Source organism: Algoriphagus locisalis (assembly GCF_900116615.1).
In the GTDB taxonomy this organism is placed as follows: domain Bacteria; phylum Bacteroidota; class Bacteroidia; order Cytophagales; family Cyclobacteriaceae; genus Algoriphagus; species Algoriphagus locisalis.
Genome location: NZ_FPBF01000003.1, coordinates 13,209 through 37,299 on the forward strand (window position 1 = coordinate 13,209; position 24,091 = coordinate 37,299).

15 protein-coding genes are annotated in these 24,091 nt (G+C 40.4%); 8 read left to right on the forward strand and 7 right to left on the reverse strand.

From position 1 onward, the window contains the following. Window positions 1-125 precede the first annotated feature (125 nt). Window positions 126-2,471, reverse strand: a complete 2,346-nt coding sequence (locus BM386_RS09125) for a sensor histidine kinase (protein ID WP_091692935.1) — start codon at window positions 2,469-2,471, stop codon at window positions 126-128. Window positions 2,472-2,578: 107 nt separating this feature from the next. Here BM386_RS09125 and BM386_RS09130 point away from each other — a divergent pair, with 107 nt between their 5' ends. The 4 genes from BM386_RS09130 (at window position 2,579) to BM386_RS09145 (ending at window position 8,286) form a co-directional block, all read left to right on the forward strand. After that, the gene (locus tag BM386_RS09130) at window positions 2,579-3,319 is read left to right on the forward strand and encodes a LytR/AlgR family response regulator transcription factor (RefSeq protein WP_091692937.1); all 741 of its coding nucleotides are present in this window, start codon (window positions 2,579-2,581) and stop codon (window positions 3,317-3,319) included. Window positions 3,320-4,050: 731 nt separating this feature from the next. Then, window positions 4,051-4,179 carry a glucoamylase family protein gene (locus BM386_RS23935; protein WP_244545491.1) on the forward strand — a complete coding sequence of 43 codons (129 nt, stop codon included), beginning with the start codon at window positions 4,051-4,053 and terminating at the stop codon, window positions 4,177-4,179. A gap of 588 nt (window positions 4,180-4,767) precedes the next feature. Next, a complete protein-coding gene (locus BM386_RS09140) occupies window positions 4,768-6,894 on the forward strand; it encodes a catalase (protein WP_091692939.1) in 2,127 nt (708 codons plus the stop codon). Window positions 6,895-7,242: 348 nt separating this feature from the next. Continuing rightward, complete coding sequence (locus BM386_RS09145; RefSeq protein ID WP_091692940.1) at window positions 7,243-8,286, forward strand: helix-turn-helix domain-containing protein; 1,044 nt, start codon at window positions 7,243-7,245, stop codon at window positions 8,284-8,286. A 35-nt stretch (window positions 8,287-8,321) separates the two neighbouring features. On the opposite strand, the gene BM386_RS09150 is transcribed toward BM386_RS09145, so the two are convergent. From BM386_RS09150 to BM386_RS09160, 3 genes are all read right to left on the reverse strand, one after another. Continuing rightward, window positions 8,322-8,708 (reverse strand): hypothetical protein, encoded by a 387-nt coding sequence (locus BM386_RS09150; protein WP_211482898.1) that lies wholly within the window; start codon window positions 8,706-8,708, stop codon window positions 8,322-8,324. A 357-nt stretch (window positions 8,709-9,065) separates the two neighbouring features. Further along, the gene (locus BM386_RS09155) at window positions 9,066-10,529 is read right to left on the reverse strand and encodes a RagB/SusD family nutrient uptake outer membrane protein (protein ID WP_091692944.1); all 1,464 of its coding nucleotides are present in this window, start codon (window positions 10,527-10,529) and stop codon (window positions 9,066-9,068) included. Window positions 10,530-10,554: 25 nt separating this feature from the next. Beyond that, window positions 10,555-13,605, reverse strand: coding sequence for a SusC/RagA family TonB-linked outer membrane protein (locus BM386_RS09160; RefSeq protein ID WP_091692946.1), 3,051 nt, complete (start codon window positions 13,603-13,605; stop codon window positions 10,555-10,557). A 564-nt stretch (window positions 13,606-14,169) separates the two neighbouring features. On the opposite strand from BM386_RS09160, the gene BM386_RS09165 reads away from it, so the two are divergent. Further along, on the forward strand, window positions 14,170-14,559 hold the full coding sequence (locus tag BM386_RS09165) for a hypothetical protein (RefSeq protein ID WP_091692947.1): 390 nt from the start codon (window positions 14,170-14,172) through the stop codon (window positions 14,557-14,559). 180 nt (window positions 14,560-14,739) lie between these two features. Here the strand turns inward: BM386_RS09165 and BM386_RS09170 are convergent, their stop codons facing one another. After that, a complete protein-coding gene (locus BM386_RS09170; protein WP_091692949.1) occupies window positions 14,740-15,066 on the reverse strand; it encodes a hypothetical protein in 327 nt (108 codons plus the stop codon). Window positions 15,067-15,387: 321 nt separating this feature from the next. On the opposite strand from BM386_RS09170, the gene BM386_RS09175 reads away from it, so the two are divergent. Together BM386_RS09175 and BM386_RS09180 are read left to right on the forward strand one after the other, a co-directional pair. Beyond that, window positions 15,388-16,689: a M23 family metallopeptidase gene (locus BM386_RS09175; RefSeq protein WP_091692951.1), complete on the forward strand. Its 1,302-nt coding sequence runs from the start codon at window positions 15,388-15,390 to the stop codon at window positions 16,687-16,689. A 275-nt stretch (window positions 16,690-16,964) separates the two neighbouring features. Beyond that, window positions 16,965-18,242, forward strand: coding sequence for a PQQ-dependent sugar dehydrogenase (locus BM386_RS09180; RefSeq protein ID WP_091692952.1), 1,278 nt, complete (start codon window positions 16,965-16,967; stop codon window positions 18,240-18,242). Window positions 18,243-18,985: 743 nt separating this feature from the next. On the opposite strand, the gene BM386_RS09185 is transcribed toward BM386_RS09180, so the two are convergent. Beyond that, the gene (locus BM386_RS09185; RefSeq protein WP_091692954.1) at window positions 18,986-20,371 is read right to left on the reverse strand and encodes a DUF1593 domain-containing protein; all 1,386 of its coding nucleotides are present in this window, start codon (window positions 20,369-20,371) and stop codon (window positions 18,986-18,988) included. A 101-nt stretch (window positions 20,372-20,472) separates the two neighbouring features. Between BM386_RS09185 and BM386_RS09190 the strand changes: the two genes are divergently transcribed. After that, the gene (locus BM386_RS09190) at window positions 20,473-21,306 is read left to right on the forward strand and encodes a helix-turn-helix domain-containing protein (RefSeq protein WP_091692956.1); all 834 of its coding nucleotides are present in this window, start codon (window positions 20,473-20,475) and stop codon (window positions 21,304-21,306) included. Window positions 21,307-21,559: 253 nt separating this feature from the next. Here BM386_RS09190 and BM386_RS09195 read toward each other — a convergent pair whose 3' ends face one another. Beyond that, complete coding sequence (locus BM386_RS09195; protein ID WP_091694413.1) at window positions 21,560-23,974, reverse strand: alpha-ketoacid dehydrogenase subunit alpha/beta; 2,415 nt, start codon at window positions 23,972-23,974, stop codon at window positions 21,560-21,562. Window positions 23,975-24,091: the final 117 nt, after the last annotated feature.

Here is a 24,091-nt window from a genome sequence, read left to right on the forward strand (position 1 = left end):
TTTACATTAGTATAAAAACATCATATATTATCTAAACAAAAACTACAATTACACAATTGTAGTTTATTATAACAAATAACAAACATTCAATGACAAATACTGGAAAATAAGCACAAAACAGGGTTTTAAATCGGTAATCGCACTTCTACTGTGGTACCAACTCCATATTCCGATTTAAATTTGATATTCCCACCATGAATCTCAATGAAATTCTTAACAGCTACCAGACCAAAACCAGTACCTTCAATCCCTTTTACATTAGACCCTCGAAAAAATGGTGTAAAAATATAAGAAAGCTCTTCTTTTTTTATACCAATCCCGTGATCAGTGACCGTAAACCCAAACCATTTCCCCTCCTTAAATAATCGTAATTCCGGCTTTCTCTCACCTCCATATTTGATGGCATTGGTCATGATATTTACCAGACTTGTTTCTATCATAAACTTGTCAATATTCACCTCCAAAGATTGATCCACTTCAGGTAGATATTCTATACTTGATTTCAAGCCATACTTGTTGACGCAAGCCTCTATAAATTTTCTATAATTGACCTGTACCTCTTTCAGGGCGGTGCCTTGAATAGCAAACCTATTAAAATCGAGTGAATGAGAGACTATTTGATGCAGGTTGTTAATTTCTGATTGGATTTTTCCACAGTGATACTTGACTCTCTCCAATGAAGTTTGCTCCTCTATATTGTCAAGGTAATGTTTGCTAAGCTCCAGACTAGACATGATGGTAGCTAGAGGTGTCTTAAATTCGTGGGATACGGTATTCATAAAATCGCTCACAAAGGAATTGAACTCTCTTTCCTTTTTCAATGAAAGCTTTAGATTTTCTTCAGTTCTAGCCTGCACTGATACATCGCGAATCACAGCTATCAACTTGGGGCTGTGGCTATCCTGCATTAAACTCATCATAGATTCCAGCCAAATACTATTTCCCGAATTTGATCTGATTTTCAATCTGGATTTAAAAAGGTCTTTGGACACTCTATTTTTTTCTACCAAAGTTTTTTTGAGCAAAGCACGAATCTTCCTATGTATGGTAGAGGTATCTACCCCTATTTCAAAAAATTTCTCCGATGACTTAGAGAGATATTCTATTTCAAAGTCCTCATTTGCAACTACAATTAAATCTGGAGAAAAATCAGCTACCTTGGAAAGAATCAATGCTTTTTCTAATGACTCTTTCTCATACTTAATTTTTTCTGTTTCATAGTTAAATGCTTCAATAATCACAGAATAGGTGGATGCAAAAGGCTCAAGTTCCTGGATGTCAGACTCGCAAAACCCTCCCTTCTTATTCCCAAGTCCAATTAGCCCGACTACTTTATCACCCTTTAGAATGGGAATCCCCAGGAAATTATCAATATGAGGATGACCTGGAATCTTTATTCCCTTTGTATGGGGATTTTGAGGTGGATTATTTTCAAGTATCACTTTGGACTCAGTGATACATGCTCCAAACAGATTGTCAAAATGCCTAAACAAAAAATCGTTTTTGACATATTTATCATAGAGTTTAAAAGCTTCAGGGCCAGCAGTTGAAATATCTGTGGCTGCATGTATTTTCAAAACCTGCTTATTATTCAAATCAAAGGCAACCTCACCTATAAATCCAATTTCAGCTTCAATTACCCCAAGAATATTCGTTAGTAACAATTGGTAAGGCTTTGCTTCGTATTCTTGAGCCAAAAATAGCTTTTGCACTTCCACAATATTGGAAAGTAAACTATTGGATCTTTCCAAGTTCAGTTGATCTCTCTTGCTTTTATCTGCACTGAGTAATAAAATCAAAATACAATCTTTATCATCTACTTTTGCCTTGAATAAAGTAATATCAAACCAATTGCCTTCGGGGTTTTTCAGATACAGTTTGGCCTGAAATGACAGTCGATTACCCCCTGGTTCAAGTGCCCACTGGAGGAGTTTTTGAAACAATTCATGATCAGCAAAAAAATCTCCTAAATGAAAACCCCTAACTAAACCTGACACAGGCTGATTTAGCAACTTGATCATGGGGATATTGGCAATCAGCACCTCTGAAAAATCACCTGAAATCAACAAAGAGGGATTAGGCATCTTATCCACAATTTCTATCATCGAGCTTTCCGGCAAATCAAATGAATTATCGTCCGAGACTACAAACACAAAAATATGCAAGGTCATATCCTCACGATCCAACCAGATCAACTCATTCAATGTATAAATCACCCCACCTACCTGAAGTGTTGATTCTAGGAAGAAGTCATTTGAATCGATAAGTTTCAACCTTTCGTGAAGTCTTTCCCCAATAGAAAACCTAGCTAAAATAGCTTCATACTCGACTAAGGAATCAAAACCTGTAAAAATTTGATCGTCTAATAATCTGGTAATCCTTTCGCTGATTTTAAGCAATTCCCCAGTTTCCAATGAAAAAACCAAGTCCTCATTATTGAATGCCGTTAATATTTGCTCAGTTTTTAACATTTTAAATAATAATTATACTCTTCCTAGAATTACGAAACTTTATTTGTAGTTTAACCACTAGTATGAATTAAACCTATTTTTTCATAAAACTAAAGCTTAAACAAAAGATGTCAAGTAAAACTAAAATTCTTTTAGTAGAAGATAATCAGGGTCTTTCTGATAATGTCAAGGAAATTCTCACTATTCAGGGCTATGAAGTTTCGGGAATTTTGGACAATGCAGATGATGCCTTTTCCAAAATCGAAAAAAATGTACCAGACGCTATCTTACTCGACATACAGCTAAAAGGATCTAAAACAGGCATTGACCTAGCTGAAGAATTACGTAACTCCTTGTTGGTTCCGATCATATTTATGACTTCCTCTTCAGGAAAGGATATTGTGGAAAAAGTCAGTCATGTCAAACCTGACGGTTTTATAACCAAGCCATTCTCAACAGAAAACTTAGTAACGAGCATTGAATTAGCCATTCAAAATTTTAAACACAGCAAAATTGAATCTTCAATACCTCACAATATTGAAGGGAAGTTTCCTTCTGACCTATTTATTCGCGAAAGTGGATGGTTGAAAAAAATAGTAATAAAAAATATCCTTTGGATCAAAGCTGAAGGAGCATACACCAAAATTGTAGTAAAAGGAAAGCAATTTACCTTAAGAAATACTGCCAAGGAGGTAATGGAAAAATTGCCCGAAGAGCAATTTATCCGTGTGCATAAATCGTACATCATCAATGTTAGGAATATTGACGCCTTAAGCTCCACCACTATCAAAATATCTGATTCAGAAATACCTATCGGTAGAAACTACTACGCAAAGCTAATAAGCAGCATTAACCGATTCTCAAATTAAACCCCTAGAAATAGGTTTAACCTCTGAGTCATTTCCATCCTATGCATGAAAGGGGATTAATCTTCTCTTATTAGGAGGGCAATTCTAATCAAATGAAGTCTGCCTTCTGCTACCCTATGATTGCTTCGTGCCCCTTTCTTCAATCGCATTTGGGTTAGTATATTTAACCTTTGATTTGGATATCATCTTATTTAGTGTTCTTGTTTAACAAATAGGTATAAAGTTGCATCAGCCTGTGGACGAAACTACCTGCAGGAAAAAACCAAAAAAGGCAAGCGCGATTGCTTTATACCCTTGCCTATTGCCTCGCGTGACGAGATGACGCTAAGTTGGCAAAAGAATGAATGGAAAAAAACAATTCCTATCGGTAGCCAGTCAGAAATTCTCAGAAAAACACTCTTGCGAAAGGATGACATAGAATGTTTTAACTGCAAAACTCCCTCTTAGCATTTCTAATGCACAGGCTCAGTATGCCGACTAAGAAAAGGTAAATAAAAATCATACGCTGATCAATCGAGCACATGTTATTGAATATGCCGCTGGCTAAGGGAAAGAATTATGGGGGCATACTGCCTCTTACTCTATCAATGGCAACAATACGCACTTCCCACAAAATGACACTGGACTGATTTCTTCTATTCCTTACAATCCAGAGGAATCAATCAAAGTCATTAAGAATCTATTAGAATTATAGTAAAAAGGTCATAGGTAGATGCGGTTTTTATGATGCGATGAGCCCAGAACACAACTACTTCCCTACCCTATACCTTGCAATTGCCCAAGCACCAATGGTGGCGATGATAGAAAATTATAGAACTGGTTTGGGATGGAAATTAGTTATGGGAGCACCTGAAGTTTAGGGGGATTGAAGTAGTTGGGGCCTACCCTCCTCCATTGACCCTAATTCAAAACAATCCCTTAATCACAAGAAGAGGCTCTCCCTTTGAAACAGCCTCTTTTTAATTCCTTAGGCGTTTGCTCTTCTAATAGTTGGACTTGTTTTTCCATCAAATCGGATATTTGGCTCAGTAGCTCAATGTACTTAGGAGTGACTGTAAACTACATAAGCTTGCACTTTTTTGTACGCATGATAAAGGAACCAACTTTCTTAACTCTAAAGCGCAGAAGCATGCTACTTAAATAAATTACTCAGTATGAGGAATAAAGAAGACAATCAGCACCTCGACATGCTTAGATAATAAGGAATGAGATAACTGGCAAATCGAACTATTAAGAATTTTTTATCCCTAAGCAGCCGGTCACTTTTCCATTTACTTGGCATAAAGAACATGTAACCCTCCCTAAATCAGTCCTAAAGCTTATTGGTGAAGAAGCGATCTATGTTCCCTTCGATTACTCTTCTCTTTAGGATATAGCCAATATTTAAAAATCATAGTTATGGAATGTTATTAGTGGTAAAAACACCAAACCACTAAAATTTAAATACCATGAAAGGTAAGAAACCAGAAAATGCCAAAACCGATGATCTTCACATGAATACAGAAGATAGCAGCGGGGAAGTAATGAGTAACAATCAGGGTTTACGGGTAAATGATGATCAGAATTCCCTCACTGCTGGGGACCGTGGGCCTACTTTGTTAGAAGATTTTCATTTCAGAGAGAAAATGACTCATTTTGATCATGAGCGGATTCCAGAGCGCGTAGTCCATGCTCGAGGTGAAGCAGCACATGGATTCTTTGAGAGTTATGGGGATTTTTCTTCTATAACAAAAGCCGGCTTTCTCGGAGAGAAAGGTAAAAAAACCCCGGTTTTTACCAGATTCAGTACAGTGGCAGGATTCAAAGGTTCCTCTGACCTCGCGCGCGACGTGCGGGGCTTTGCTGTAAAATTCTATACTGAAGAAGGAAATTATGACTTGGTAGGTAATAATATGCCGGTATTTTTTATTCAGGATGCCATGAAATTCCCCGATTTGATTCATGCAGTAAAGCCTGAGCAAGACAATGAAATACCCCAAGCCGCCTCGGCTCATGACACGTTTTGGGACTTTATATCTCTCATCCCCGAAAGCATGCATATGATCATGTGGGTAATGAGTGATCGGGCACTACCCAGAAGTCTTAGCATGATGGAGGGATTTGGTGTCCATACGTACCGTTTCATTAATAAGGAAGGAAAATCTGTATTTGTAAAATTCCATTGGAAACCAAAATTGGGTACGCATTCCGTCATTTGGGAGGAGGCCCAAAAGATCTCTGGTCAGGACCCTGATTTCCATCGCAGAGACCTTTGGGAATCGATAGAAAACGGGAATTTTCCGGAATGGGAGTTGGGAGTTCAGCTAGTTGAAGAAAAAGATGAACACAAATTCGATTTTGATTTATTAGACCCCACCAAACTTATCCCTGAGGAATTGGTACCTGTGAAGATCCTTGGCAAAATGGTGCTGAACCGCAATCCTGATAACTTCTTTGCCGAAACAGAGCAAGTGGCTTTTCACCCGGGACATGTGGTACCGGGTATTGATTTCACGAACGACCCCTTGCTTCAGGGAAGGTTATTTTCATACACAGACACCCAATTGACCAGACTGGGAGGTCCCAATTTCGCAGAAATCCCAATCAACCGTCCTATTACTCCTGTACATAACAACCAACGCGGCGGATCTATGAGGCAAACCATCAACAAAGGCAAGGGGGGGTATAATCCAAACAAAGCAAGTGGAGGATGTCCATTTCAAGCCTCAATGGCAGACGGTGGATATGTATCTCATCATGAGAAAATAGAAGGCCATAAAATCCGAAACAGAAGCAAGAGCTTTATGGACCACTTTAGCCAAGCTACGCTCTTTTATAATAGCCAAACCAAAGTGGAACAGAAACACATTATTCAGGCGCTTCAGTTTGAACTGGGCAAAGTAAAAAGCGAAGCCATCCGAAATCGGATGGTAGGCATGCTGACTTACGTAGATCAGACACTTGCGGAAGAGGTGGCCAAAGGGCTAGGCATCAGAGAAATCCAGAAACCAGAAGCTCCCCTTAACCATAGCTACCCCGCAGACTCCGATCCTAGTGATTACCAACCTACTGAATCTAAAACCAAACTGAAGAAATCAGAAAAGTTAAGCTTATTGGCATCGCCAGGAAAAGGAATCCAAGGAAGGATAATAGCTATTTTGGCAGATGATGGAGTAGATGAAACATCTATCAAGGCATTTCAAAGGGCTATTAAAGATGCTGGAGCTGATTCTAAAATCATCAGCACCCACAGTGGCTCTATTACTGCATCAGAAGGTGGCTCTTTTACAGTTGATCATAGCTTAATGACTACGGCTTCAGTATTATTCGATGCAGTGCTAGTAATAGACGGATCAAAGAGTACCAAAAGTCTGAAGAATGATTCTTTGGCCATTAGGTTTATAGATGAAGCTTATAGGCACTACAAATTTATTGGCATCAATGGTACTGGAGAAAATCTATGGGATTTGACCTATGCCTCAAAAAATAAACTGCCTAAAGGCGTTTTGTTCAATAAGGATCCCAAATCTTTCATTGAATCCATTTCCTCCCATAGAGTTTGGGAAAGAGAGGATGCAGATCAAATACCTGTCTAAACGTCTTGAACATGAGTTGGAGTATTTTCAAACTCCAACTCATTACTTTTTTTGATCCGGGACTCATGTGCAGGGTATTATTTATGTAGATAACACTCATCTCTAGAAGTTCCTGATTACTGCCAAGCATTAAGTAAAGTTTATATATTATTTATAATCAACTTATTGTAAAAACGAATGCTAGCCTACTCATGATTGAATAGAAAATGACAAAATACCATCTGTTAAAAATGTAAATAGTTTCTGTACAAGATTTTGCTGACACCTATTTCAGGTTTAAGAAATAGTTGTTCTTTTTCTAGGTTAATAGTACTATTTTCAGTTGATGTTTTTCATCTTACATTTTCTATGAAAACACTTCAGGTTCATTCTCTCCCTTTAAAGGAGGTTATAGCAGATATTGCCAAAGGTTTAAGTACTCAATACACCCAAGATTGCGGGGAATACTATGTTCAAATTCCGGATTCATGGGGTCAGGGACAGATTAAGGGAATAAACTTTGAAGGAGGACTGGGCTTGCTGGTTTATGATTGCCTATTCCATGAGGATCTGGAGATAAGTTTCACCGTGAGCCAAACCCATCCCCTAAAATTTCTTTTTTGTTTGAATGGTAACCTACTCCACCATTTTGAACAAGATGAAGAAAAGCATGCCCTACAGCAACATCAAAATATTATCGTGGCCAGTAAGGGTTACAATGGGCATGTACTTCAATTTCAAAAGCAGCAGAAAACAGAAGTTTATAGTCTCGAAATTGATAGGCTAAGATTTAAGCAGCGCATGTCTTGTGAATTGGCAAAAGCACACACCAATTTAAAATCCATATTTGAAGATGAACTTGCCAGAACCTCATTTTATTACAATGGCATGTACAGTCTCAGACTAGGCGAGATATTTGAAGAAATAAAAACCCATGAATATACTGACCTGATCAAGAAGGTTTTTCTAGAGAGCATATCCTATAGAATGCTTGTGCAACAACTCATACAATATGATGATGACTATCAAGGGACAGATCAACGTAATATCCTGCGGCAGTCCGAGGCACATGCAATCAGAGAAGCTGTAGAAATCATGAAAATGGAGCTAGACTCTATTGAATCCCTGAATTCCATTGCCCAAAGAGTGGGCCTAAACACTAAAAAATTTCAGAATGGTTTCCGTCATTTCTTCGGAAAAAGTGCCAATGAATACCTGCAATTTTTGAGATTGAGTCTTGCGAAGGACTTGCTGCTCAATACGGAAGAAAGCATTCAGGAAATCAAGGAAAAGGTAGGGTTCAACAGTCAAAGTTACTTTAGTGAACTCTTCAAAAAGATGTATCACGATACCCCTTCCAATTTCAGAAAAGCTCATAGAAAAAGTAAAACAGAGCTAAAAAAGTTACTATAATATTAGCAGTGAGTCTCCTGCTACTTTTGAGTGGTCTATTCTCCGCTCAGCAATTCTTGACCCCTGGTAAAAGCTAGTTTACAGGCATCAATTAAATCCCTTGCAAAAAACACTCCTAGAAAATCTCCGCTTTCTGATTGACTGATGCTAAAGCTCTCCCCTATTTTTATATCACTTTCATTCCCCATTTTTAACTCAATGATATGCAAATCACTATTCATACGTACATGGAAAACTTGCATTTCACTCTCCCTTTCTCCACTAACGGGATCAAAAGGAATTTCGAGAAAGCTCAAAACGGTGGAAGAAATACTTTTTTCATGTCTCCTGATCCATTCCTCGCATTTTTCGATGGCGGAAAATACGCCCTCAATCCTAAATGCAGGTAACGTACCTTCCAGTTGCCTGGTCTGCACCTTCATTAGTTGATATTCCCCAGAAAAAACCACGTAAACTTTATTCATCATCATTTATCAAAAATCCAAAACCCGCCATTTTATACGGGCATGCATATTACAGGCTATTCATGGATTTGGCTGTCGATATTGAATCAAATATTAACGGAATAAAATTCTATAAAACGACCTCCATGTACAGGTATCAGGCTTTTATTCCCTGTAAATACCCAACTCCCTAGACTTAAACAATTTAAGTATTCCAAAACACAAAAGGTCTATCTTTTCTTACTGCAATAAAAAACCTCCTACAACCAGGCAATTTTAAATTGGATGGTTTCATACCCGTCCAAGTCAAAAAACAGCCCTCTGATGTAAGGTAAATCAGTAACCAGGGTTTTGATCAGCTGTGCCCATGGCTTCGTTGAAATTCAGTTCTTCTAAGGGAATCGGCCACAGGTAATGGCGATCAGCAATTGACAAGCCTTTATTTTTCATCACGAATTCCTCCGCTCTTCCAGTTCTTTTCAGGTCCAGCCATCGCTTGCCTTCAAACTGAGTCTCATAGGCTTTTTCCTGAAGGATCAAGTTTAAAAATTCAGTAGTATTCAAATCTTCCAATCTATAATCCATGGAAGATGCCTCCATAGGATCCAAGCCAAAGGCTCTTCTTCGTACTTGGTTAACTGCTTCTATATTTTCCTCAGTCAAGCCATCTACCTGAGCTGAAGCTTCTGCATAAATAAGCAATAGTTCTGCATATCTATAAATAGGGATATCATTGCCAGCTCCGGAATTATCCACTGCCTGAGGCTCTGCGTATTTTCCATTTACCAGGGTTGAATCTCCCAGACCAAAGTCCACTAACTGCCATAAAGACTTCCTTAAATCACCTTCTTCCCATTCCTTGTAGAATGGATTGCTTGCATCCCCGTAATGCGCATAAGCTCCGCCGAAATTATAAAGTCCGGTACTCGGGTGGTTCAGAATCCAGGGTAGCCCGTTTCCTTGTCCCGTTTGCCTGGCAAACTTAAAGGAGAAGATTTCTTCACTTGAACTGATCAATGTTGGACCAAAGATTTTATCCCGGAGCTCATCCACTGAGGTCACGTTAACTAACTCAAACGCATCAGAGTCTATAACTTCCTGGGCTTTCAATTTTGCTGAATCAAACTCACCTAATTGCAGATAAACATCTGACAGTAAGGTTTTAGCAGCCCATCGCGTAGGCCGGCCAGGCTCTGCTGCAGCAGTTGGAAGACCTGTTTCCGCTGCTTCCAGGTCTGATAATATCAGGGAGTAAACATTTTCGACGCTACTTTTTGGCACATCCTTATCCGATATATTCTGCTCGGTACGAAGCGGAACTCCTCCCCAGTTTCTCACCAGATCGAAGTAAGTTAAAGCTCTTAGAAACATAGCCTCAGCAATAAATCCATTCATTTCTTCTTCGGTCAATTCTTCACTTAATGGCGCTTTCTCAATCACGATATTGGCATTTCGGATTCCTTGGTAGAAACTGTTCCATCTGGAAGCGGCTGCATTGATATTGGTGGGATTAAACCCGTCGAAATCGTTGTACTGCGCCCTGCTCCCTCGTCCATAGCCCCAATCCGTGTGTGCACTAAGCACGGCGACCTGCTCAGATCTCACCATCCGCAGCGGAAAATAAACCGCGTTGATTGCTGCATCAAAATCAGAGGCGTTTTGATAGAAATTCTCAGAGACAATTGTTTTCGGTTCTTCATCCAAAAGCGAATCGCAGGAGATGGTAAAAGCACCTATCCCCAAAAGACAAGCTGCCCAAACTTTAGTGTTGAAGAGATTATATTTTCTACTAGTTTTCATGATCTATATGTCTATGGATTAAAGATTAAAAAGTAGCATTGAGACCTAGGGTATAAGACTTAGGAATAGGATAACTGAAGTGATCTATACCTAGGCGATTGTCTCCACCCTTACTGTTAACCTCAGGATCCCACCAGGAATAATCGGTAAATGTCAACAGGTTTTGACCACTGGCATAGATTCTAAGACTCTGGATGAATTTTCCATTTGTGTTTTTTAAGGGGAAATTATAGGCTAACATCACGTTTTTCAGCCTTAAATAAGAACCGTCTTCCACAAATCTATCGGATACTCTTGCCACTGTACTTCTACTGATTTTTGGGTAGTTGGCATCCGTATTCTGGGGAGTCCAGTGATCCAGTAATACTTCTTCCGGCATATTCAATCCTTGTCCGTAATCCATAGTGCTGGAGATCGCACTTACATTCATTATATCGTTCCCTTTGCTTCCCTGAAAAAATAGATCCAGCTGAAAGCCTTTAAAGGTCATGTTTGAATTGAAACCATAAAAAAAGTCAGGGTTGGGGTTCCCTATATACGTTTTATCCTCATCTGTGATTTCCCCATCGTTGTTTAGATCTTTATATCTGATAGCGCCTGATTCCGTGTAGCCATCTTCTTGATACCCCCAGAATTGACCTAAAGGTCTGCCTTCTTCCATGATGGAGAAGTTATCGGCCACGGTGATCACATTTATGAAATTGGTGAGAATCGGCTGTCCATCATTGAGGCTAATCACCTTGTTTCGATTAAAAGAAATATTTCCATCTAAACTCCACCGGAATTCCGTGGAAAAAACTTGGGCAAAGAGACTCAATTCCACTCCTCTGTTTTCTATAGATCCCACATTGTCTATGGTAGTCGTATATCCATAGGAACTGGGCAGTCTGACAGTACTCAATAAGTCCTCTGTAGTTTTCAGGTAATAATCAGCTCCAAGGATAATTCTATCATTAATAAGTCCCAAATCCATACCCAAGTCAAATTGCTGGGTGGTTTCCCACTTAAGCTCTCCAGGCAAGGTAGATCCCGGAGCAAGGAAGTTATAAAGTTCATCACCAAAAACGGTGTATCCTGGGAATAACCTGTTGAGTGTAGCATAAGGATCTATAGCCTGAGAGCCTGTCAGCCCCCAGCTGGCACGGAGTTTTAGAGTAGATACAGTTTCTTGTCCCTGCATAAAATTCTCTTCGGAGACTTTCCACGCTAAGGCCCCAGAAGGAAAATATCCCCACTTATTGCCCTCACTGTACCTGGAAGATCCATCTGCGCGGACAGAAGCAGTGAATAGGTATTTGTCTGCAAATCCATAATTAATCCTTCCCAAGTAGGAAAGCAAAACTGAGTTTGCATAGCCGGAGGTAGGAATACCAGGAGTTTCCGAAGCTCCCAAGTTATCCGTTTCATATAGATCACTGAGAAACCCGGCTCCGCTTCCCGCCAGATATTTAGTAGTGAAATCCTGGTAGGTAAAACCTGCCAACACATTCAAATCGTGTTTTTCATTGAATACGTCAGCATAAGTAATCGTATTTTCACTCAGCCGACTGATGTATTGACTCGTGGTAATACTGGCATTTCCGTTGCTGTTTATAAAATTTCTACTTCTATAGTTGTCAGTTCTGTCGTCACGGTTTTCTACCCCTCCAGCTATTCTGATGGTAATTTCCGGAATTGGATTGTAATTGATGGCTGCATTCGCCAAAACCACATTTGCGTTTATTACAGTGGATTGCTCGTTAATAAAGTAGAGCGGATTGATCAGGTCCGGAGAAACAAATGCAAAATCATCAGCCAAGTTGTTGATAGTGCCATCAGAATTGTATGGATCAGACAAAGGGGAAGCTACTATTGCTGCTCCTATCATACTCGCTCCTCTGGAACCTCCTTCACTATCCCTACGTGCAGTCACCAATTTGCTCAGTGTGCTGTTAAAATCAACTGAAAATTTTTCACTGATCTTATGGTTGATAGTGGTCCTGATAGAATATCTATCATAATCAGACCCTTTGATGATTCCGTCCTGTTGATAAATACTCCCCCCAACCAAAAATTGAGTGTTCCCTCCTCCTCCGGAGATATTCAGAGAGGTGTTTTTGATGGGAGCCTGTTGAAAAACTTCATCCTGCCAATCAGTACCTTGGCCGAAACCATTGATTTCTACATCTGAAAAATACGGTTGAAGTCCGTCATTTTCAGCTTGTATATTCATCAACTGGGCATATTGAGTTCCATTCATCAGGTTTAGTTTTTCCCTCAGGCTTTGCAAACTGTATGCAGCATCGAACTCCACAACCGTGCCCGCCCCCTTTCCACTTTTGGTAGTGATCAGTACTACTCCATTAGCGCCCCTGGATCCATATATTGCAGTAGATGAAGCATCCTTTAGAATTTCTATACTGGCGATATCTGAATTGTTCAGATTGGTAGGATTACCGGAGAAAGGAAAGCCATCGATTACATACAGAGGATCATTGTCACCCTGAATGGAATTTGCACCACGAATTCTAACGGAAACTCCCCCTCCTGGAGCACCGTTATTTTGGATGACTTGCACTCCTGGAGCCCGCCCATTCAATGCCTGAAGCACATTTGATGTGGGAAAGGCGTTAATTTCTTCAGTATTTACCTGGGCGACTGACCCGGTGAGATCTGCTTTTCTTGTAGAACCATATCCTATCACTACTACCTCCTCTAGCTCTTGATCATCGCTGATCAGTGTGATATCGATGGTGCTCCTGTTACCTATTTCAACCTCCTTTGACTGAAAGCCTAAAAATGAAAATACCAGAACCACCCCTTCACTATTCTCAGGGATATCTATAGAATAATTGCCGGAATCATCTGAAATCGCTCCTGTTTGGGTGCCTTTAATCTGCACAGCGGCTCCTGGTAAAGGATTACCATCTTCATCTTTAACAGTTCCAGAAATTGAACTAGGTTCATTAGTCGCTTTGGGGTCGGAAATGGGAACTGTATCCTGCAAAGTCAATGAAGTAATATTTTCCGCGAAAACCTCACAGGAAGATCCTATTGAAATTGAAGCCAGAAAAATAAGGGTTGAAAACTTTTTCATAGTTGGTCGGTAGAATGGAAACAATCAGGGTAGATTTTCTCGTACCAAACCAACAACTATTCCACTAGGTAAAAATTTCAACCGAAATACCTTTAAATCACTGTAGGTCCAGCATTTAAAAAAATCCAAACTTAAGAATAAGAAACCCCAGACTTTTAATAATAGCCTAATTGTCAACAGATTGAGCAAACGCCTCCTCATACTGTCCTGAATCTTGTAGTTGTAAAAACCATTTAAAAAGCTATCGCTTGACTCCTATTTATTTAAAAATTGTCGCCCCATTTGGGTTAATCAAGTAGAACTAAATCGTAATGAACAGTGATATGGAGAAATCTTTAGAATACGGCCTTAAGGCTAAATGCTTTAGAATCTACCCATTAAATAAGAAATAGTAAGCAGTCCAAAATCTCCTCAAAAACGAAAAAGCATACAGCTCTCTCATATCCATTTCTTGATCAAATCTTGCTTAACAGGAAGGCATTAGAAGCTAGATAGCTACACACTTATAATTAAAAAGGGCTGATTTTTGATCTGCTGTTAACAGTCACTAAAATTTTGGCAATTATGAAAACTCACTATATCATATTCCCTGCGATGGTAGCTATGCTATCTACTGCTTGTGGTAAAAGTAACGTCAACGAAGAAAGTATTGAAGCTCAAAACGAAATGAGCACGCAAATGAATGAAGACGATACTACGATGGTGAAGCGGGACGGTACCCTACTAAGTGGAACGCTGGATAAAGCAGATTCTATTCATCTCCCGGCTCCTGTAATCAATGCTATTGAAAATGATGAAGTTCTTTCTAAGTCTAGGATTGTAAGAACAAGCAGTAAGATCGAGAATTCCATCACTGTTTATGAAGTAAAGTTCGAGTTATCCGATCAATCAAATAAAACTGTCGAGTTTTTTGAAAACGGAAACGTAAGGCAAGAGAATCAAATAGATAATTAAAATGATGATGCCTCCTTTGACCGACAGAAGGATTGCCCGATGAATGAGATTTGTAATCTATCATTTCGATTTCCACTAGGCAACCCCAACTTGATTCCCCTTGGGAATGAAAAATGAAAACAGTCGTGAGGAGGCGCCATCATTTATGCGGATTTTATAACTTAAAAAATTCCAAGCTCCTTAAGCCAACAAGTGAAATAGTTCTTCTAGGCAAATTTTACAGGATGCTAAGCATTTTCTGCTTTCTGGCAAATCAAGCGATTCACATTGGTCAGCACAAAGCGCACAAGCCTCTGCACTGTCGGCCATCATGATACCTCGGTCAAATCTCCCCGATTCGCAGGCGTCGAGGCAGGCCATACATGCTTCAAGGCAATGTTCAGCTACAGCAATAAATTCTTTCATGTCCGATCCGTGCTTTATAGTTGAAATCAAGAGTTGCACATCTTTTATGCACTGCTCCAATGCATTACAAAGATCACTCTTTAAAGGAGTCAAACTTGTCATTAATTAATGGGTTTACCCATCCAGCTAACAAAACATAAACCACAGCTAGTGGTGATTTAAAAAAGCCAATAGTTTACTTCAAAACACCTTATATTAATTCTTTTCAAGCATTTTCAGTTACAGCACACCTCACAACTTTAGGAGAATTTTCTTCACAAAATGTAGATTTAATTCAACAGATAGAAAAAAACACCAATTGCATTTTTAAAGAATTAAAGCGAACAGGCGAAAGCTAAGTATCGGCATACTATTAGCGTATAGCAAGAAAAAGAAGATAATATAACACGCCTGTCTCAATCTTTGATCTCAATATTACCTCTGATGAAATCCTACCCCTATTCTTATTTTCTATGCCTTGCAATTATTCTATCTGTAACCTCCTGTAACAAAGCCAGCCTTGGTGTATTCAGTTCTTCTTCAGCCCGTAAGAGCTACGAGAATTCCCTAGAAAAATCAGGCATATTGAAATCCAAAATTGGAATGAACTGGTTATCCAAAGCAGAGGAAGTCATAAATACAGCTAGTTTACTCAGCCCTCCTATTGCCATCAATGGGAGCTTTAAGTCCAAAACCATAGCTGCCAATGCCTGGGAAATTCAATTGGAAAAAGGAGCCAGTATTCTAATAGATATCCGCTGGACAGCAAGTGATAGTAGTCGGTTAATTGTAGATCTACTGGATGCTGAGTCTCTAAAGGAACTTGAATCTCGTGCCATTATTCAAGACTCCATCCAATTGGAAGCTGACCAAACCGGAAAGTATATACTCCGGGTTCAACCTGAAATGCTTGGGGAAGGCAATTTTCAAATTTTGGTCAATGCTGTACAGACCTATGCAGTATTTCCCGTTCAGGGAAAAAATACAGCTTCTATCCAAAGCTATTGGGGAGCTGCCCGGGATGGAGGAGCCAGATCCCACGAGGGAGTGGATATATTTGCTGCACGGGGAACTCCCGTGGTTGCTCCAGTTGCAGGCTTAGTCACAAGTGTGAGAAATAGTGGATTGGGCGGCAAACAAGTTTGGTTAAGGGATAATAAGAGGAATTGGCGTCTTTATTTCGCTCACCTGGACAGCCAATTGGTCGGAAATTTACAACGCGTAGAACCCGGCGATACCTTAGGGCTGGTCGGAAATACTGGAAATGCACGAACTACTGCTCCTCATTTGCACTTTGGGATCTATGAAAATGGGGCTTTTGACCCCTATCCAGTAATAAATACAGCTCATAAAAAAGCAGAACCTTTCCCTGCCGAAGAATTACCGCTACTCATGATTGTCGATGTGGACCAGGCAAATGTTAGAGCAGAACCAGAAATAGGTTCCGAATTACTCTTCCAATTGAAAGAGTCAACCCCAATATTTATTACTGCTTCCACAAAGGATTGGTACCAAATCAAAACCACATTTGGAGAAATAGGATATGTATATCAAGCATTGCTCAGAAAACCAGAAACCCAGTCTTTACCCGATAGTTCAGTTGCAGTACTGCCATCACTTCAAAACTTAAATTATTCGCTGCTTGTGGATCAGAAGGACTTTAAAAAGGTGGCAGATCTGGACACATATGAAGTGATCAGCGATGAGGACGAAAACATCTATTTCAAACGCAAATCCGGAACTTGATTTTTAATTGCGGATTCTGAATTAATCAGCTCTCAAGAGAGAAAAAATCCATCTTTTCTATAGAATTATGGTCATACAGTCTATGCTACTTCTTTAAAAATTGGGCAGGTTTCTCCTCACAAGAGGGAATAATATTTCTTTGGTGAAAAAATCATAAAAGGATCACGGCATGTACACAGCTGTTAAATCTTAGCTAATCAAGCTATAAGCATGATTCTAATTTTTTGGCTAATGGATTGAATTCAATTTCAAATCGCACATTAACAGCAAAATTTATGCATTATAGATTCAAACCTACCCTATTACTTGTCTTTGGAGTCTGCTTAGTAATTTCCTGCAAGGAAAAGGTATCCTCGGAAGAAAAGAAAGAACTTGGCCAACAACGTGCAGACACCGTACTTACTGCCATAGGAGAGCTAATCTTACCTTCTCCATACTCCTCGGAGCCTACCACGAATCGCAGTAAAGTGATCGGTTGGCCAGAAGACCAGACACCCAAAGTGCCAGAAGGATTTACGGTTACAAAATTTGCCGCTGATCTTGATAATCCTCGGGCGACTTACATTGGCCCCAACAAGGATTTATTTGTGGTAGAAAGCAATACCAAGAACAGCGCAGATAGAATCACTATTTTTCAGGATAAAAATAATGATGGGCAATATGAAGTGCGGGAAGTTTTTAAAGATGGCCTAAATCAACCCTTTGGAATGCTGATCATCGGGCAGACCTTTTATATTGCCAACACGGATGGCCTTTACCGTTTCCCTTATAAAGAAGGTCAAATCCAACTCGAAGGAGAGGGTGAGAAAATCGTAGAATTGCCAGCCGGAGGATATAACAATCATTGGACTAGAAATCTAATTGCAAACGAGGATAATTCAAAAATATACATCTCAGTTGGTTCGGCCAGTAACGTCGCAGAGTACGGAATGGAAGAAGAGATCAGGAGAGCAGCAATCCTGGAGATCAATCCGGATGGATCAGGTGAAATCCTCTATGCTACTGGTTTACGAAATCCAGTAGGTATGTCTTGGAATCCTGTAAATGGAGAGCTTTGGACGGCTGTAAACGAACGGGATGAACTGGGCAATAATTTGGTTCCAGACTACATCACCAGCGTAAAAAAAGATGGATTTTATGGTTGGCCCTACTCCTACTTTGGACAAATTCCAGATCCACGAATGGAAGGTAAAGGTACAGACAAAGTAGCTCAGGCTATAATCCCAGATGTGCCTGTGGGAAGCCATACAGCATCTCTTGGACTCACTTTCTATAATGGTGGTGCTTTTCCTGGTAAATATAATAATGGGGCCTTTGTAGGCCAGCACGGCTCTTGGAATAGGAAAGAACTCAGCGGTTATAAGGTACTTTTTGTCCCGTTTGCGAATGGAAAGCCTGCCGGAGAGCCAGAGGACTTTATGACTGGATTTATAGCTGATGAGGAAAAATCTGAAGTTTACGGAAGACCAGTAGATGTCACCGTCATGCCGGACGGTTCACTTTTGGTGAATGATGACAGTGGAAACACACTCTGGCAGGTACGGGCACAGTAATTTACTTAAAATTCATATTTCTATTGTCTCCATAATCTTTTTAGTTTTTATGGAACAATGAACCATGAAGCTCCATCAAGCCGTGGACGACAAAGACAGGAAGGTAAAGGAATAAAATCGCTGTGCAGCAAGCGGCTTTATGCCGGATCTAACGGTCGCCCAGATCCCAAAGGACTAACTTGGCGAGGAATTTTAGGCCCAAACCGGTCAGCCTAATGTCAATTCGCAGTGTTTTAGGAGACACCAAGAGAACAGCATTGATGATGCTCGATTTCTGAATCCCCAACTCCACCTAGCTAAACACATAAAAAAAATATTTTTATAGTTGTCTATGGCAATATATTGATCTTAAGAGTATAATCAGAATGCTTAAAACAGGACTTTCAACCTACTTTAATAGTCTCCAAATCATCCATAAAACGTAACAATACCCATATATCCTCTTTTAAATAGTTCGAAAAGACTCTTTCTGCGTCCACATTGTAAATCAAGCACTTAGCGCAAATATTCGCTAAGTGCTTTTTTCATTTTCACACGATTTACACACAAAATGCCATAAAGCCTTAATTGGAGCTTATGAAAATGGCATGAAAAAGCCCCAAAAATCAAAGGTTTTTGAGGCTGTTTTTTCAACTACTCACTATTACACTACAACATAACAACTAAAATGACACTTCATTGGTACTTAGAAAGTCATTTAAACCTCTAAAAATCAAATAAATAATTTCAAACAGTGTAGTATATTAAGGCTTGAAAATCACTCTACGATAGCTGGTTAAGTTTGGGATCCCGTCATCGCTAACCTCGCAAATAACATGAAACTCCTTTCCCACAGCATCCGAAGGAACATGGACCGTGGCAATGCCTGATTCACTGTCTGCTATTTCAATATTCCCGGTATAGGTTCCTGCCTCGGGAATTACCCACCATTTATAGTTTAAGCCATCCTTATCCGGATCATTTGATTTTGAAGCATCCAGTTTGATCTTTTCCCCGGCTTTGCCCTCAATTATAAATGGACTGATCCCTTTGTCTCCATTGATGGAAACAAGAGGATTCCGGTTACCTTTTCCTTCCTTTGCCCAATCCATACGGGCTGCGAAATTATTGAAAGTGGCAGGATAGAAATGCTCCAGGTATTTCCTTGAAATATCCGCCGCTGGAGAATTGAAATTGGAATAAGAAGAAGTCACCTTATCTTCTGTCAACTGAAAAACAGAATATCCTCCCCAACTTACCTGATTAGGAAACATAGGATCATTCAGTCCATTTGGCATCAGATGCAAGAACGCCGGCGTATCTCCTTCCACGCCATATTTGTATTTGGGATAGACTGCTCCCAACGCCCCATGTCCCTGAATATGCTCCACATAGGCTTCCCAATTTCGCTTGCCTGTACCATTTTGAAATATCCAGGCCGACTCATCCCAGATAAACAGCAGGTCCTCTGCAAACTCTTTTCTCATCCAGTAATGAGAGCTGATATCGTATGGAGTTTTTTGATCCCGGTCCTGATCAGTGATGGCATAGGTTGGGATTTTGTGGAGAAATTTCTTTAGCTCAGCTTCCGATCGATTTTGCTTCACATCCCAGATAGCCTGAGCCAGGGTATTTCCACCACCCCAAATCGTAATCCACAGCGGTCTATCGTCTTTTTGGTCTGCCAGTTGGATGATAAAATCACTCCCTGCCGATTCGTTGCCTTCACCTAGAAATTCCAACCCTCGGTTTTCACTGCCAAACATGGTCACACTCCTCAGATAGTCAGGACTTGGCCAATAGCCTATAGTCTGCCGGGACTCAACTGCATTGAATTGCTGCTGGTTGGAGCGTTTTTGAAGGTTAGGCAAATCCTTTTCATAGGCATCTATCGCTGCATGAATGAGCCCCATAAAGTCCTCACGGGTTTTATCCAAACTCCACCCTGTGGTGAAAATCAGGGCTTCAATCTCAAAGAGATCTGCATGGGCCATCAGGCGAACGAGGGATTCACTGTCATCCGTTTCCCAGGTGGACACATCGGTCAATACAACTATTCTAGGCTTAAGTGTTTGTCCATTCTTGCTTTGCTGTGCAAATCCGGTAAGTGAAAGAAATGCGAAAAAGGAAAGAGATAAAATCCTGTACATAGTTCAAGCTGATTAATTTTGGGTTAGGTTACATTACAAAATTACCCTCGTAATAAAACAAAAACCACCTATATTCCTTTCAAAACTTATCGAATTCCGAGATGAACAAGCGTTTTGATGAAAAAAGAAATGTTTTTAAGCCTTATGGTTTTTCCTGTGAAATGTGGGTTCCAAGTCTGATGCACAGACCAGATCGGCACAATGAAATCGAAATCAATTTTTTCCCCGAAAAAGGTATCACCTATTTATTTCAAGGAAGGAAAATCGAGATGCCGGCCAATCGATTCACGCTTTTTTGGGCATTGACACCGCATCAAATCGTAGGCTTTGAATCTACGAATCCATATTATGTCTGCACTGTACCCTTTTCTGTTTTTTTGGAATGGAAGCTAGCGCCAAGCTTTCTAGAGAAAATTCTGAGTGGACAAATTATAGCGGAGACGAACCCCACCTATTCCTCTATTGATGAATTTAATTTCAAACGCTGGCTCAGTGATTTTCAGGAAGAGAAAAACCCGAAAATTGCCTTGTTGGAGATTCAGGCTCGGGTAAATAGAATGGCTAGTGAATTTGCACCTGATGTCTCAGAAAGCATCTCAGCTACCCCTATCAAAGAAAGTAACCAAGTGGAAAAAATCGCGATGTTTATTGCCCAGAATTATAGCGAGCCCATTAGAGTATCAGAAATTGGCCAGGCGATGGGTCTGCATCCTGACCATGCAAATTCCATTTTCAAGAAAACTTTTGGCACTACCCTAAGTGAATATATCACCGAAGAACGCATTTCCCATGCCCAGCGGGAATTAATGACATCAGATCTTCCTATCACCAAATTGGCTTTCAATTGCGGTTTTCAATCAATCAGTAGATTTAATTCCGCATTTCTGAAGATCACAGGTTGTACGCCACGAGAATTCAGGAAAAAAAACAGATGAAATCAAGCATGACCCGAAGCGACACACATAGGAATGATTATAATTCATGCGAAGATTCCATAGCCTGTCCCGACTATTCGGGATGACCTTAATAAAAAATTATAAACACATGAAATGACCACTCGCCAACCTTAAAATTACCTGATTTGCACTGATTGGACTGGCTTGCATAAGGTGTGCACAGCAAGGCTCAACTAATAAAAAAAGCCATTCGGAAAATCGAATGGCTTGACTATAAATAATTGATTATCTATTAGATAGCTGGATATTTTTTAGGGTTCACTTCAGACATCATGGCATATACTTTTTCTACTACGTCATCCACACTTGGCTTGGAGAAGTAATCCCCATCAGATGAGTATGCTGGTCTATGTGCTTTGGCAACTATCGTCTGAGGTTCGGAATCCAGGAATTTAAACACATCCTGCCCTTCGATTACCTGCTGAAGCATAAATGCAGAACCTGCACCTGGCACATCCTCATCGGCAAATATCACTCTATTGGTCTTCTTGATAGACTCACCGATAATTCCGTGTACGTCAAAAGGAAGTAGCGTTTGCACATCAATAACTTCAATCTCAATTCCCATCTCCGCTAAGTCGGTAGCGGCTTCTAAAACAATTCTACACATGGAACCATAGGTTACTAAGGTTACATCAGTACCCTCTCTCAAAACTTCTGGTTTACCTAGTGGAACGGTATATTCGCCTAAGTTTTCAGGCATTTTCTCTTTTAATCTGTACCCGTTCAAGCATTCAATGACGATTGCCGGTTCGTCAGATTTCAGAAGTGCATTATACATTCCTGCTGCCTGAGTCATGTCCCTAGGCACACAAACTACCATTCCCCGCAGTGAGGAAAGGATCATTCCCATAGGAGAACCTGAGTGCCAAACTCCTTCCAATCTATGTCCACGCGTACGCACGATCATAGGAACCTTTTGACCTCCTTTGGTTCGGTAATTCAGGCAGGCTACATCATCCGAAAGCATCTGAAGACCATAGAGCAAGTAATCCAGGTATTGAATCTCTGCCAGCGGTCTCAAGCCTCTCAATGCTGTACCTATACCCTGTCCTATAATTGTACATTCTCTAATACCCGTATCAGCGACGCGCAGCTCCCCATGCTTAGCCTGTAAGCCTGCGAATGCCTGATTTACGTCTCCTATTTTACCCACATCTTCACCGAAGGTAAAAAAGCGGGGATCTTTCTGCAGCGTCAGGTCAAAATAGGATTGTAACACTTCTCTCCCATCTACTAAAGGAGATTTATCATTAAACTTGGCAGGCACTTCCTCCACGTTCAGCACACTCCATTTGGAATGACTGTAAAGATGGCTGTTGTATCTATCGAAATTCAAATCAGACTGCTTTGAAAACCAGTTTTTTAAGCCTGACTTCGCAGCAGAACTATCCAGTCTCAACGTCAAAAGCGCTTTTCTGACAGCCATCACCACATCCTTTCGTATAGGATTGATCGTTTTGGAAAGCTCCTCCGCCAGTTGATCGATAAGCACCTTTCTTGTACTATGCTGCGCCGCTTCCCGGAGAAGTGTCACAACTTCATTTAATTCCGTTTTGATTTCATTGGAAAAACTTGCCCAGGCGGCTTCCTTTTCTTGCTTCACCTGCGCTTTGGCTTCAGCCTCTATCTTATCCAAGGTATCGGCATTAGCAATTTTATTGCTCAGTATATATTCTCTGAATTTCGAAATACAATCCCAGTCCTTCTCCCACTGAAGTCGCTTTTTATCCTTGTATCGCTCATGCGACCCAGAGGTAGAGTGACCTTGAGGCTGGGTCATTTCCAGCACATGTATCAACACTGGAACATGGGAGGTTCTAGCCAGCTCACCAGCTTCCACATAGGCATTCAGGAGTTCTTCATAATCCCAGCCTTTCACCTTGATTATCTCAATTCCCTTCTGGGAATCAGTTCGCTCAAATCCCGCTAAAACCTCCGAAATACTACCCTTAGTGGTATGAAATTCATTTGGAACAGAAATCCCATAACCGTCATCCCAAACGGAAATCACCATCGGCACCTGCAAAACGCCGGCAGCATTGATAGATTCAAAAAACATCCCTTCTGAAGTGGATGCATTTCCTATAGTTCCCCAGGCAACTTCATTTCCGTTGACCGAAAACTTAGTCATTTCCTTCAATCCCTTGTTTTCCCGATACAGTTTGGAGGCGTAAGCCAACCCCAGAAGCTTAGGCATTTGGGCAGCTGTTGGCGAAATATCGGCAGCTGAATTATACATTTTAGTCAGGTCTTTCCAGCTTCCATCCTCATTAATAGAACGGGTAGCGAAGTGGCCATTCATCAATCGCCCTGCACTGGCAGGCTCTTGCTCCACATTGGTGTGAGCGTACAACTGTGAAAAATATTGCTGAACCGTCAATTCACCGATTGCCAGCATGAATGTCTGGTCTCTGTAGTATCCTGAGCGGAAATCTCCAAGTTGGAAAGCCCTAGCCATGGCTATTTGCGCCAGTTCCTTGCCATCTCCAAAAATCCCGAACTTCGCTTTCCCCATAAAAACCTCTTTCCTACCCATCAATGAAGCATGCCTACTGATCAAAGCAACCCGAAAGTCTTCGAGTATAGCATCTTTAGAAAGGTTCGGTGAATTCAGGTTTTGGGGAACTGATTGAACTTCTGACATAAGGGTTAATTTACTAAAGTTATCTGGGTTTTGCTTGGTTGATTTTTTGAATCCTTCAAAAATAGCCAAATCCATTTTCTATGCAAATTTCATTATTAGAATTTTTCCATCAAAAAT

Coding starts and splice junctions, on each gene's coding strand:
- BM386_RS09180 (WP_091692952.1), top strand. CDS start 16,965: ATGCATTATAGATTCAAACCTACCCTATTACTTGTCTTTGGAGTCTGC.
- BM386_RS09130 (WP_091692937.1), top strand. CDS start 2,579: ATGTCAAGTAAAACTAAAATTCTTTTAGTAGAAGATAATCAGGGTCTT.
- BM386_RS09190 (WP_091692956.1), top strand. CDS start 20,473: ATGAACAAGCGTTTTGATGAAAAAAGAAATGTTTTTAAGCCTTATGGT.
- BM386_RS09170 (WP_091692949.1), bottom strand. CDS start 15,066: ATGACAAGTTTGACTCCTTTAAAGAGTGATCTTTGTAATGCATTGGAG.
- BM386_RS09140 (WP_091692939.1), top strand. CDS start 4,768: ATGAAAGGTAAGAAACCAGAAAATGCCAAAACCGATGATCTTCACATG.
- BM386_RS09145 (WP_091692940.1), top strand. CDS start 7,243: ATGAAAACACTTCAGGTTCATTCTCTCCCTTTAAAGGAGGTTATAGCA.
- BM386_RS09195 (WP_091694413.1), bottom strand. CDS start 23,974: ATGTCAGAAGTTCAATCAGTTCCCCAAAACCTGAATTCACCGAACCTT.
- BM386_RS09165 (WP_091692947.1), top strand. CDS start 14,170: ATGAAAACTCACTATATCATATTCCCTGCGATGGTAGCTATGCTATCT.
- BM386_RS09185 (WP_091692954.1), bottom strand. CDS start 20,371: ATGTACAGGATTTTATCTCTTTCCTTTTTCGCATTTCTTTCACTTACC.
- BM386_RS09175 (WP_091692951.1), top strand. CDS start 15,388: ATGAAATCCTACCCCTATTCTTATTTTCTATGCCTTGCAATTATTCTA.
- BM386_RS09150 (WP_211482898.1), bottom strand. CDS start 8,708: ATGAAGGTGCAGACCAGGCAACTGGAAGGTACGTTACCTGCATTTAGG.
- BM386_RS09125 (WP_091692935.1), bottom strand. CDS start 2,471: ATGTTAAAAACTGAGCAAATATTAACGGCATTCAATAATGAGGACTTG.
- BM386_RS09155 (WP_091692944.1), bottom strand. CDS start 10,529: ATGAAAACTAGTAGAAAATATAATCTCTTCAACACTAAAGTTTGGGCA.
- BM386_RS09160 (WP_091692946.1), bottom strand. CDS start 13,605: ATGAAAAAGTTTTCAACCCTTATTTTTCTGGCTTCAATTTCAATAGGA.
- BM386_RS23935 (WP_244545491.1), top strand. CDS start 4,051: ATGAGCCCAGAACACAACTACTTCCCTACCCTATACCTTGCAATTGCC.